Here is a 12,671-nt window from a genome sequence, read left to right as displayed (position 1 = left end):
TAGATTAATAAATAGGTCTGAGACCTTAATAAATGACCAAAGGAGGTCGCTTTAGAAAATGAAAATAGCAGCTCTTGTATCGGGAGGCGTTGATAGTTCGGTAGTTGTTCACCAATTGAAAGAACAAGGTTATGACCCAACCATTTTTTACATACGTATTGGTATGGAAGATAAAGATGGTTATATTGATTGCCCTGCCGAAGAAGATATAGAAATAACAACTTATATTGCTAAAAAATATGGTTGTAAAATGGAGATAGTATCTCTCCATGAAGAGTATTGGGAAAATGTTGTGAGTTACACAATCGAAGCTGTAAAAAGAGGCTTAACTCCCAATCCTGATATTATGTGTAATAAGATGATTAAATTTGGCTGTTTCGAACAAAAGTGGGGACATGAGTTCGATAAGATAGCTACAGGTCATTATGCAACTACTACCGAATTGAATGGGAAAACATGGTTATCTACTGCAAAAGACCATGTTAAAGATCAAACATATTTCTTAGGACAGATAGATTATATGCAAGCTTCTAAATTGATGTTTCCGATAGGTAATCTATTGAAAAGCGAAGTTCGTGCTATTGCAGCTCAAGAAGGTTTACCTTCTGCCATGAGAAAGGATAGCCAAGGTATTTGCTTTTTAGGTAAGGTCAATTATAATGATTTCATAGGTAGATATTTGGGTGAACGTCCCGGGAAGATTGTGGAACTTGAAACGGGAAAAGTTTTAGGTAAACATAATGGATATTGGTTTCATACCATTGGTCAACGTAAAGGTTTAGGACTGGGTGGTGGACCTTGGTTTGTAATAAAGAAAGATGTTAAGCGAAATATTATATATGTATCGAATGGTTACGACCCCGAAACTCAATATGGCAAAACGGTAAACCTAGGAGGTTTTTCGTTTATCACAGAAGATGTTTGGGGCGATTTTGAGGGTAAAAAAGATATTACTTTTAAAGTGCGTCATACTCCTGAATTCACAACGGGAACTATCGAGAAAATAGGTGATATATATCGTATTCAATCAGATGAAAGAATACAAGGTATTGCTTCCGGACAGTTTGGTGTTGTTTATGACAAAGAATCAAAATTGTGTTTGGGAAGTGGTGTAATTGCAGACGAACAGGCTGATTAAGGTTATAAACTTATTTATTTGCTCTAACAAATGCAACAGCAACAATTGGCTGTTCTTCTAAAATATATAATACTTTGCATTATTTGATGTTTGTAATATGAATCAGCTACCTGACTTTTGGAATAATATCCAATTTGTTGATATAATTGAATTTCTGGGAACCTTTGCTTTTGCTATTAGTGGTATTCGGTTAGCATCTGCTAAGAGGTTCGATTGGTTCGGAGCATTAGTTGTAGGGCTAGTCACAGCCATAGGAGGGGGAACATTGAGGGATCTTCTTTTGGGACTTACTCCTTTCTGGATGCTTTCGAGTGTATATCTGTGGTGTACTGTTTTTGCCTTGTTTTGTGTGATTGTGTATCGCAAAATCTTAGTTCGTCTCAACAATACATTCTTCTGGTTCGATAGTATTGGTTTAGGACTCTTTGTTGTAGTAGGTGCAGAGAAAGCACTAGCCTTGGGGTATGCTTCTTGGGTAATTGTGATAATGGGTACTATAACCGGTGTTGTGGGGGGGATTATTCGTGATATTCTGATCAATGAAATCCCTATAATTTTCACTCAAGAACTCTATGCTGTTGCTTGTATAATAGGAGGGCTCTTATTCTGTTTGCTAAACTATTTAGGAGTGGGAATGCCTATTGTTCAAATATCAACTGCTGTATGTGTATTTGTAATACGAATTTTGGCAACTAAATATCATTGGAGGCTACCTATTCTCAAGGGAGAGGACTAGTTGCTCGGTTTTGATTTCCTAAATAATTGTAGTTAAGAAGCTTTTTTTGTCTTTCTATTTAGTTTTACTAGATTCTCTTTCTCTCGATATTTTATAATTTTCTTTATTAATGTTATAGGAAGAGGTTTGTCAAGAGAAAATCGAATAGTTCCTTTAGAGGTTTTATAGTCAACTAACTCATCTTTAAAAGCTTCAATAGCCTCTGCACCGGGAAACAAACTTACATGTTTTGCAAAGCCATCGAAATAAATTAGAATACCATTTAACTTATAGGCTGGCATCTCATAACTGATGCATTCTTCAGCTTGTGGAACTGTTTGTTTGATGATACTTCTTAGTTGTACCAAATATTCCTTTACAAGTGGAGATGCAGCTGCAATATATTCATCAACAGTAGTGGGTTTTGGAGTGTCTATTTCTGATTTCATAATTATTTAGGCAGATTAAAATTATAAGTTCTTCTTTGAATAAAATGTACTCTTATACATTTGTGTACCTATATTTTATAACCTATTTCCGATAGATTTTGTTCGAACCTTCAAATTCTGTGTAAATACCTTTCTGTTATAATTCTTCCTTTTACTGAATCTTAAATAAGACAATATTTCATTTTCAATTGGTATATTTGTATTTGTCTACAACAGTTATATAACTGGGTTTACTTATGCCTTAATTTATAAAAATATGAAAGCACGATTAATTACATTTTTGACTAGTGTCTTACTTTTTACTTCTTTGAGTATTAGTTCTCAAAACGATCTCCGCATTATGACTTATAATATCCGTAATGGAATAGGAATGGACATGAAATCCGATTATAAACGTACAGCAAATGTAATAAATAAGTACCATCCCGATATTGTAGCTGTTCAGGAGGTTGATAGTGTAACTAACCGAAGTAATAAACGTTTTGTGTTAGGAGAGCTTAGTGAATTAACGGGCATGTACTACTATTATGCTCCTGCTATAGATTATGATGGAGGAAAATATGGAACAGGGTTATTGTCTAAAGAAAAGCCTATACACACGAGCTACATGGCACTACCGGGTAGAGAAGAGCAAAGAGTGTTGCTTATTGCAGAATTTGATAAGTTCGTGTTTTTAGGAGTTCACCTTTCTCTAACCGAAGAAGATCAGATAAAGTCTATTGAAATGATTAAGCAAGAGCTTGCAAAACTAAAGAAACCTGTATTTGTTGCCGGCGATTTTAATGCCCATCCCTATTCTGAGGTAATTGGACAGTTAAAGAAAAGTTTTAAAGTCTTGAGTTCTTCAGATAATACATTTCCGGCAGATAAACCTTCAGAATGCATTGATTATATCGCATTAGATAAAAGAACTTATAAAAGTCGATTGTTTAGAAATAGTTTTGTTGTGGATGAGCCTGAAGCGTCAGATCATAGACCTGTGTTAGTTGATGTTAAACTTCCATGAAAAGTGTTTCTACATAACGATTTCTGATTGTTTCTATCTATAGCTGTATAGTGATTATCTATTTGATTTGTTGGTGTGAAATTTGTTACTTTGTTTATAAGAAAAAATAACTAAATTAATTAAAATCATGGCAGTATTAGTAGGTAAAAAAGCCCCTGTATTTAATGTTAGTGCAGTAGTAAATGGTAATGAAATTGTTGAAAATTTTTCGTTAGAACAATTTATTGGAAAGAAGTATGTGGTATTCTTCTTTTATCCGGCAGATTTCACTTTTGTATGTCCCACTGAATTGATTGCATTCCAAGATCAAATCGCAGAATTTGAATCTCGCAATGTAGCTGTAGTAGGTGCATCAACAGACTCTGCATTTTCTCATTGGAAATGGCTGCAAACTCCACAAAATCAAGGTGGTATTCAGGGCGTTAAATATCCGATTATTTCTGACCAAACATTAATGGTTTCTAAAAACTATGATGTTTTAGCCGGTGATACAGATTATAACGATTTTGGAGAAGAGGTTTTCGTAGGAGTTCCTCAAGCTTATCGTGGTCTTTTCTTAATTGATAAAGAAGGTATTGTACGTCATCAAGTTGTAAATGATATGCCTCTGGGACGTAGCGTTGAAGAAACTCTTCGTTTGGTGGATGCTTTACAATTTACAGAAGAGTTTGGTGAAGTATGTCCTGCAAACTGGAAAAAAGGAAAAGAAGGTTTGAAAGCTACTCAAGAAGGTATTTCTGACTATTTATCGCATAGCCACTAAGAAATAACTGATATAAATAACAAAGCCACAGCAATCTAATTGTTGTGGCTTTGTTGTTTTTGAAGATATTGTTTTTTGATTTATATTGATAATGAATAAGATTACTTTGATCTATGATATAAAGAGTGGTTGCAAAAACAAGAAAAACGCTACTTATCTCTCCTTTGTAACTTTTCTATAAGTTATTTGTTGAATAACAAAGATTTGAATTTTGTTTCGTAATTTTGTCTTAAACTTAATTGGCAATGATGAATAATTATGGGTTTGTAAGAGTGGCCGCAGCTTCACCTCGATTGAAGGTTGCAGATTGTGATTTTAATACAGAGGAAATATTAAAGGTTGTGGCTGATGCTGAAAAGCAAGGCATTTCTGCTATTGTATTTCCCGAAATGTGTATAACCTCTTATACTGCTCAGGATTTATTAAATCAAAGTTTACTTCTAGATGAGGCTATAAATTCTCTGGAAAAAATTCGTTTAGTAAGTGAACAGTCTTCTATAATTATCATTGTAGGAATGCCTCTTCAAATTTGCAATAGATTATATAATGTAGGAGTTGTTATCAATGGGGGGAGTATTTTAGGTGTTGTACCTAAAACTTTTCTGCCTAATTATAATGAGTTTTACGATAAGCGTTGGTTTTCTTCTCCCCGTGAACTAACTCAAAGTAATATTGAATTGTGTGGGCAAAATATTCCAGTAGGCACTGATCTGATATTTCGTACCTCGGATTTTAGTTTTGCAATTGAAATATGTGAAGATCTTTGGACACCTCTTCCTCCATCAAGTGTACATACCTTATATGGAGCTGAAATAATATTTAATCTCTCGGCTAGTAATGAAACAATCGGTAAGCACTCTTATCGTAAATCACTTATAAGTCAACAATCAGCCCGTTGTATTGTAGGATATGTGTATGCGGCTGCTGGAAACGGAGAGTCTACAACGGATATTGTGTTTGCTGGTAGTAGTATGATTGCCGAAAATGGCTCAATTTTGGCGGAGACACAACGATTCTCATTTGATAGCGAATTTTGTGTAACAGAAATAGATGTTGACCGTTTAAGAAATGACCGTTTAAAAAATAAATCATTCTCAATATCAGAATATAAAAATCTGGATGAGGTAAAATATCGAATCGTTAAGGTCGGTACTTCTAAAATTGATTCTGAATTTTCACTGACAAGATTGATTAATAAAACTCCATTTGTGCCATCACCATTGAATCTTGATGACCGATGTTCTGAGATTTTTGCTATACAAGTCGGTGGGCTGGCTAAGCGTTTGCTACATACCAATTGCCAAACTATGGTAGTAGGGGTGTCAGGTGGACTCGACTCAACATTGGCTTTATTGGTTATGGTGAAGGCTTTTGATAAACTGAATATTTCGCGTAAAAACATATATGGCATTACAATGCCCGGTTTTGGTACTACTGATCGTACCTATAATAATGCCCTAGACTTAATGAAATCGTTAGGTGTGACGATTAAAGAAATACCAATAAAGGATGCAGTGATTCAGCATTTTAAAGATATAGATCATGATGAAAATGTTCACGATATAACTTATGAAAATTCGCAAGCTCGCGAGCGTACACAAATATTAATGGATTATGCCAATAAGGTAAATGGCTTGGTAATAGGTACGGGAGATCTTTCGGAATTGGCATTGGGGTGGTGTACTTACAATGGAGACCATATGTCGATGTATGCCGTTAATACGGGTATTCCTAAAACGTTGGTGAAAACTCTTGTACGATGGATTTCGGATACACAATTAGATTCTGGTTCTCAACACATACTTTTAGATATTTTGGATACGCCTGTTAGTCCTGAATTGTTACCGGCAGGAAAGGACGGTAAAATATCACAAATAACAGAAGATACAGTAGGACCTTATGTATTGCATGATTTTTTCTTATATAATATGCTTCGATTTGGCTATGAACCACGCAAAATATACTTTTTAGCACAGAAGGCATTTAAGGAGGATTATGAGAAAGAAGAGATTCTTAAATGGCTTAAAGTGTTTTACCGCAGATTCTTTTCACAGCAATTTAAGCGTTCATGTATTCCCGATGGACCAAAAGTCGGTTCTATAAATCTTTCACCTCGTGGCGATTGGCGTATGGCAAGTGATGCTTCAGGTGTTATCTGGTTGAAACAATTGGACGCACTGCAATAGTTGTGTATGCAATAATAATATTGATTATCAGGTGGTTAAATTGTTATAGTTTCTTTTGAAACTAAAATTAATATTAATACATTTGCTGCCCAATTTCAATTTTAAAGAATTCATGAATAAATCAAAATTGGTAGCCATTGCTGCCCTTTGTATGTCTTCTTCTGCATTGTTTGCAGGAGGTTTACTTACTAATACCAATCAAAGTGTGCATTTTCTTAGAAATCCGGCGCGTGATGCTTCTACCGAGATTGATGCTGTTTACACGAATCCGGCAGGTTTAGTAAAACTTACTGATGGATTCCATTTTTCTTTTACAAATCAGAGTGCATTTCAAACACGAACTATAACTTCTACTTCTCCTATATTCTTGATGAATGGTGGATTAGATACAAAAACCTTTGAAGGTAAGGCTTCAGTACCATTTATTCCAAGCTTACAAGGTGCTTATAAAAAAGGTAAATGGGTTTTATCTGGGTCTGTCGCTATATCAGGTGGTGGAGGTAAAGCTACTTTTAATAATGGGCTACCTTCTTTCGAAGCTCTTGCAGGAACTAGTGCTGCATTAGTAAATCAGACTCAAGCTCTTACAGGATATACTGCCAACAGATATGAGGTAAACCAACACATGAAGGGTTCTAATATGATTATTGGGGGTCAATTGGGTGGAACTTACGAGATCAACGAAATGTTTTCTGCTTACGCAGGTTTCAGATTGAATGTTGTAAGAAATTCGTATGAGGGATATTTGAGAGGATTAAAATTAAACCTAACTCAAGTGGGTTCCGATTATTCTCAGAATATGGTGTATGCTGCTCCACTTTTGGAGCAAATAGCTGCGGGTGCAGCTGCTGACCCAGCTAAACAACAACAAATACTTTTAATGGCTAAAGCTTCTAGCAGCGAAGGTGCTATGTTAGAAAGTTCGCAAAGCGGTTGGGGAGTAGCTCCTATTATCGGTTTCAATTTTAATTACCAAGATAGATTAAACATTGGTGTTAAGTACGAATTTAAGACTTCACTTGATGTAGAAAATAATACAAAAAGAGACGATACAGGTATGTTTGGAGATGGAGTAAATACAGCTCACGATATTCCTGCCTTGTTGACTATCGGAGCTTCTTATAAAGTTACCGAAAAACTAATGGCTAGTGTTGGTTATCATAGATTCTTTGACTCTGATGCCAAAATGGATGGAGATAAGCAAAAAGACGCAGGTGCAACTAATGAATATTTAGCAGGTGTAGAATATCAAATTGATAGAATGTTTCTTGTTAGTGCCGGTGGACAAATCACACGCTATGGTGTGGGTGATGTTTTCCAAAGAGACTTAAGCTTCTCTTGCGATTCATACTCTTTAGGTCTAGGAGGTGCTGTGAATGTTTCTCCATCAGTGAGAATAAATGTAGGTTATTTCTGGACAACTTATTCAGATTATACAAAAGTACCAGGAGGAGGTACATCTAAGGATGTATTCTCAAGAACTAATAAAGTTTTTGGAGCGGGAGTTGACTTCTCATTCTAATAAATATATTTGACAAATTACGTGATAAAAAACTGCCGCAAGGCAGTTTTTTTGTTATATATAGTATCTGAAGTTTCAATAAAGTAACTAGCTTTGCAGCGCATTTTTAAACACACCGTAATATTGACGTATTAGGTTCTCGGTTTCTGGTTAATAGACTAGAAATTTTGGGCTAATTTTTTATAAAATGCCTGATTATAATAACCACTGATTATGTGGTTTACTAAGCAATAAACGGATTTTCGACCTAAATTAGGGTATGGAGGATAAAGCTAAAAATTATTTTTTCAAGTCGTTTTTGACTATAGTTATTGCTATAGGGGTATTTTGGGGGTTGAAGCAAGTTCTTCCTGCCAGATTATTCCCTGAAAGTACAGGTACAACACCGGGAATAGTTATTGATAGTTTGGCTTTAGATGCTATGTCTAATGATTCGATATTAATAGCAGATGTTGACTCTCTGGCGAATGATACGTTAATTAATAGAATTGATATAGATGCTTCGGAAAATAGCGAAGGCATTGGTAATCTCATAAACTTCTATGAGAAATTATATGAACTAGAAAACTCGGGTAAAGGTAAAGTTCGTATAGCTTACTTCGGAGACTCAATGAATGATGGTGACTTGATTGTGCAGGATATACGTAGCTCATATCAAAATGCTTATGGAGGTAAAGGTGTTGGCTTTGTAGGGGTAACCTCTCTTTCGGCTTCAGCCAGATACTCAGTTACACATCAATATTCAAATAATTGGGAGACTCAATCGTTCTTAAATGTAAAGAAGCCGAAGAGAGCATTTGGGGTAGATGGGCAAGTCTCTTTTGCACCTAGAGGTTCTCAAACATGGGTCAGATATGCTGCCAATGATGTGGCAAACTCAACTTTACTTTATAATCCAACTTTGTTTTATGGAAGCTCTTCCAATCATAATGCTTCTGTTAATGTTGCTTTGGGTAAGGATTCGTCTATACGTCACGAATTGGTTGCCGACAGATTATTGAATACTCTTAAACTCTCGTCTACTTCTAAAACGCTGAAAGCTACTTTCGAAAAGACTGATTCTATACCTTTTTATGGAGTTAATTTTGACGATGGGATAGGCGTTCATGTAGATAATTTTTCTTTACGAGGAAATTCAGGGTTACCACTGTCTCTATTTAATAGAGATTTGATGAACGCATTGGATAAGGTTCTAAATTATGATCTGATAGTTCTACAATACGGTACAAATGTTTTAGGATATGGTACTACCGATTATAGTTGGTACGAATCTAAAATGGCAGGTGTGGTTAATCACTTGCAGCAATGCTTTCCGAATGCAAGTATTTTAATAATATCGACAGGAGACAGAGCTGTGAAAACAGATATGGAAATGAAAACCGATAAGGCGGTAGAACCTTTGGTAAAACATCAGAGATTGTATGCCGAGAGTACTCATTCGGGCTTTATAAATCTATATACATTGATGGGTGGATATGGCTCTATGATAAAATGGGTACAAGAAAGTCCTTCTTTGGCTAATAAAGATTATACTCACTTCAATCAAAAGGGAGCAAAAAAAATAGGTGGACTTATTTATAATGAACTGGATAAAGGGTATATTCAATATAAAAGATTAAGAGAATCAGGGCAAATTGCAGCCCGAACTAAACATACTGATGATTTATAAAAAAACAATAACATTCTTATTTTTTCTGTGTTTAATGTCTTCCGCTATATATTCGAAAGATAGTAAGGACGTTGTATCTTCAGATTTCAAGAATGTGAAGTTGTTGGAACCTTTATTTGATAAGTTATATCAATTGGAGAAGAATCAAAAGGGTAAAGTGAATATTGTACATATTGGCGATTCGCATGTGCAGGCTGATATGTTTACAAACGTAATTCGTCAAATTTTACAAACTAAGTTTGGCAATGGGGGATATGGATTTTCCTTTCCTTATAGTTTGGCTAAAACAAATGGTACAAGTTATATAAAATATACTTCCAATACTTTATGGGAGAGTCGTCGTAATATATATCCGGTGACAGATGTTTCAGTAGGTTTAAGTGGAATAGGACTCTATGCGAATAGTTCTGATTTTGAAATAAATATAGATGCTAACCCTTTATATACATTCAATAAGATAAAGCTATTGTATCCAACTAAAACATCTTGTTTTAAAATCGTTTTGCCCAATAGTGACTATAAAACTGTATCGGAAGAGGTTGTTGTTAAGCCCCAAATAGAAAGCAAAAAGGCTGAGGGGTCAAAAGTAAACTATACTCTACATAAAGTAGAAAGTAAAGAGACTTTGTATAGAATATCTCAAAACTATGGTATTTCGGTGGAGAAATTAAAGGAAATAAACAATTTGGGCTCAAATACGATTCGTGTGGGAATGGACTTAAAAATACCCAATAAGCAGGAGTTGGCAGAGCCTGAGCCTAAAGTGGCTATGATCCCCAAAGTTGTAAAAGAGGAGGAGAAAAGCGAGAATGAACCAAAGATTATTCTTTCTAAAGAAAAACCTTACGAATCGGAATTTATTCTGCCTATGTCATCTAATCAGGTGACTATTTTACCATGTAATAAGCAGTCCGAATATAATTTAAGTGGGATAGTGGTAGAAAACGAGAGACCAGGTGTTATATATCATACCATAGGAGTAAATGGAACAAAGGTTTCAGATTACAATAAATATCCATTGTTTTTTGAGCAACTACCTTCTTTAGGAGCAGATTTAATAGTCATTTCTTTAGGAACAAATGAGGCTTTTAATAAATGGACAACGCCCTATTATGTTTCACAAATGCAAGAGTTTATAGATAAGATAAAGAAAAATAATCCAAAGTCTATAATCTTATTAATGACGCCTCCGCCTTCATTGTTTAAAAGAAGAACTCCTAATACTTTTGTAGAAGGATATGGAGAGGCTATGAAAGGATTGAAAGGCTGTGTAGTATGGGATTTGTTGAATAAGTTGGGCGGCGTACAAGCTCCTCTTAATAAAGATTTTGCTCCATTGATGGCTAAAGATAAAGTGCACTATACAAGAGAAGGATATGAAAAGCAGGGAGTGCTTTTCACTACTGACTTTTTGACTGCTTATGATAACTATGTAAAAAGTAGAACTAATTGAAAACTGTGTTAACTAACTTAGAATCTTATTTCTCTATAACTACAGATCAAATACGATCTTGGTTTGAGTATGACCCAAGCAACCCGCTTTTATTTAGCTCGAGTTTGTTTCTTGGATTCTTTTTGGCTTTTTATTTAGTATATATATTGACTCGGAAATACGCACATTTTCGGACAGTATATGTTTTACTCTTTTCGATGTTTTTCTACTATAAGGCAGGAGGCGAGTATTTCATATTATTGATACTGTCGGCTCTCATTAATTATATACTGTCTGAAGTAATGGACTTATCTACAAAGAAGTCAGTCCGAAAAACAGTGCTTACAGTTACAATAGTTCTCAATCTGTTAGTGTTGGCGTATTTCAAATACATGAATTTCTTTATTGGGAATTTAAACAGCCTATTTCACGAGAATTTTCAACTTCAACATATCATTCTACCTGTTGGTATATCATTCTTTACATTTCAGGCAATAAGCTACTCTGTTGATTTGTATCGGAGGGAACTTAAGCCGGCTAAGAATGTTCTGGATTTTGCTTTTTATCTCTCTTTCTTTCCTCAATTGGTTGCTGGACCTATTGTGAGAGCTAAGGAATTTCTTCCGCAGATGTATCGTGAGATAAATTTGTCGAAGAAAGAAGCAGGTCTAGCTTTATTTTTGATTATTACGGGTTTGATTAAAAAGTCTGTTATATCCGATTATATATCTCTGAATTTTGTAGACCGTATTTTTGATAGTCCTTTAAGTTATACACCATTCGAAACATTAATGGCTACTTATGGTTATGCTTTACAGATCTATTGTGATTTTTCGGGTTACTCTGATATGGCTATCGGTATAGCATTATTAATGGGATTTAAACTTCCTGAGAACTTTCGTACACCTTATAAATCGGTTTCGGTGACTGAGTTCTGGCGTAGATGGCATATTTCTTTGTCGTCTTGGTTGAGAGATTATTTGTATATTCCATTAGGAGGAAACAGAAAAGGACGATTCCGCACATATTTCAATCTATTTTTAACGATGCTTATTGGAGGTCTTTGGCATGGTGCGGCATGGAAATATATTGCATGGGGTGCATTACATGGCGGAGCACTTGCTGTTGAGCGTTTATTCAGGCAGTTTGTAAAACTTCCCGAAAAGAATATATTTGTTAATCTGATTTGCGGAATTATCACTTTCCATTTTGTAGCATTTTGTTGGATATTCTTTAAAGCCAACGATTTTGAAGTTGCCACAGCGGTTATAAGTAATATTAGCCGACTCGAATATAATCCCGAGGCATGGCTCATGGTAATCCAAGGATACCGAAATGTATTTATACTTATATTTATAGGTTTCATTTTACATTTCACACCTAAGCGTGTGAGTGATATGGTTGAAATGGGCTTCCTTAAGTTACCGTATATTGGACGTGCTATTATTGTAGGTGGCGTATTCTGGTTGGTATATGCAACTGCGTCTAGTGGAACGCAACCATTCATCTACTTCCAATTTTAACAATTTTGTTTGGATGAATTAGGTTTTATAACATATCTTTGCACCGTTGTTTTGCTCCTGTAATAAATATTTAAGAAGGATGCAAAAAGGGTAATCAGGTGAAAGACCTGGACAGACTCGCTACTGTAAGCATTCTATTTGTAAATGAATAGAATGTAAGTCAGAAAACCTGCAAGACGACAAAAAGTGATACTAAACAGCTTTCGAGAAATAGAGCTGAAGATCAAAAACTGTCGATTCATTCTTCTTTAGAATATTTCCAATGTAA

Annotated in this window: 10 protein-coding genes and 1 riboswitch; of the genes, 9 read left to right on the top strand and 1 reads right to left on the bottom strand. The window is 35.1% G+C overall.

Annotated elements, in window-relative coordinates:
• Window positions 1-58: 58 nt before the first annotated feature.
• Together mnmA and IR022_RS08135 are read left to right on the top strand one after the other, a co-directional pair.
• Complete coding sequence (gene mnmA, locus IR022_RS08140) at window positions 59-1,138, top strand: tRNA 2-thiouridine(34) synthase MnmA (protein WP_050708639.1); 1,080 nt, start codon at window positions 59-61, stop codon at window positions 1,136-1,138.
• A gap of 97 nt (window positions 1,139-1,235) precedes the next feature.
• The gene (locus IR022_RS08135; protein WP_050708638.1) at window positions 1,236-1,874 is read left to right on the top strand and encodes a trimeric intracellular cation channel family protein; all 639 of its coding nucleotides are present in this window, start codon (window positions 1,236-1,238) and stop codon (window positions 1,872-1,874) included.
• Between the two features lie 32 nt (window positions 1,875-1,906).
• Here IR022_RS08135 and IR022_RS08130 read toward each other — a convergent pair whose 3' ends face one another.
• Window positions 1,907-2,302, bottom strand: coding sequence for an iron chaperone (locus tag IR022_RS08130; RefSeq protein WP_194203339.1), 396 nt, complete (start codon window positions 2,300-2,302; stop codon window positions 1,907-1,909).
• A gap of 256 nt (window positions 2,303-2,558) precedes the next feature.
• Between IR022_RS08130 and IR022_RS08125 the strand changes: the two genes are divergently transcribed.
• The 7 genes from IR022_RS08125 to IR022_RS08095 all read left to right on the top strand — a co-directional run bounded on the left by IR022_RS08125 (window position 2,559) and on the right by IR022_RS08095 (window position 12,403).
• Entirely contained in the window at window positions 2,559-3,308 is a 750-nt protein-coding gene (locus tag IR022_RS08125) for an endonuclease/exonuclease/phosphatase family protein (protein ID WP_194203338.1), read from the top strand.
• 127 nt (window positions 3,309-3,435) lie between these two features.
• Window positions 3,436-4,071, top strand: a complete 636-nt coding sequence (locus tag IR022_RS08120) for a peroxiredoxin (protein ID WP_050708635.1) — start codon at window positions 3,436-3,438, stop codon at window positions 4,069-4,071.
• 248 nt (window positions 4,072-4,319) lie between these two features.
• Window positions 4,320-6,257 carry an NAD(+) synthase gene (locus IR022_RS08115; RefSeq protein ID WP_194203373.1) on the top strand — a complete coding sequence of 646 codons (1,938 nt, stop codon included), beginning with the start codon at window positions 4,320-4,322 and terminating at the stop codon, window positions 6,255-6,257.
• 112 nt (window positions 6,258-6,369) lie between these two features.
• Window positions 6,370-7,779: an OmpP1/FadL family transporter gene (locus IR022_RS08110; protein ID WP_194203337.1), complete on the top strand. Its 1,410-nt coding sequence runs from the start codon at window positions 6,370-6,372 to the stop codon at window positions 7,777-7,779.
• 259 nt (window positions 7,780-8,038) lie between these two features.
• On the top strand, window positions 8,039-9,448 hold the full coding sequence (locus IR022_RS08105) for a GDSL-type esterase/lipase family protein (RefSeq protein WP_194203336.1): 1,410 nt from the start codon (window positions 8,039-8,041) through the stop codon (window positions 9,446-9,448).
• A gap of 34 nt (window positions 9,449-9,482) precedes the next feature.
• Complete coding sequence (locus tag IR022_RS08100; RefSeq protein ID WP_194203335.1) at window positions 9,483-10,901, top strand: LysM peptidoglycan-binding domain-containing protein; 1,419 nt, start codon at window positions 9,483-9,485, stop codon at window positions 10,899-10,901.
• 197 nt (window positions 10,902-11,098) lie between these two features.
• Window positions 11,099-12,403, top strand: coding sequence for an MBOAT family O-acyltransferase (locus tag IR022_RS08095; RefSeq protein WP_410492805.1), 1,305 nt, complete (start codon window positions 11,099-11,101; stop codon window positions 12,401-12,403).
• A 34-nt stretch (window positions 12,404-12,437) separates the two neighbouring features.
• Window positions 12,438-12,595, top strand: a riboswitch (cobalamin riboswitch).
• Window positions 12,596-12,671: the final 76 nt, after the last annotated feature.

The organism is Dysgonomonas sp. GY617 (genome assembly GCF_015233815.1).
GTDB lineage: Bacteria > Bacteroidota > Bacteroidia > Bacteroidales > Dysgonomonadaceae > Dysgonomonas_A.
The sequence above is the reverse complement of the archived record's forward strand: the minus strand, read 5'-3'. Positions and strand labels throughout refer to the sequence as shown.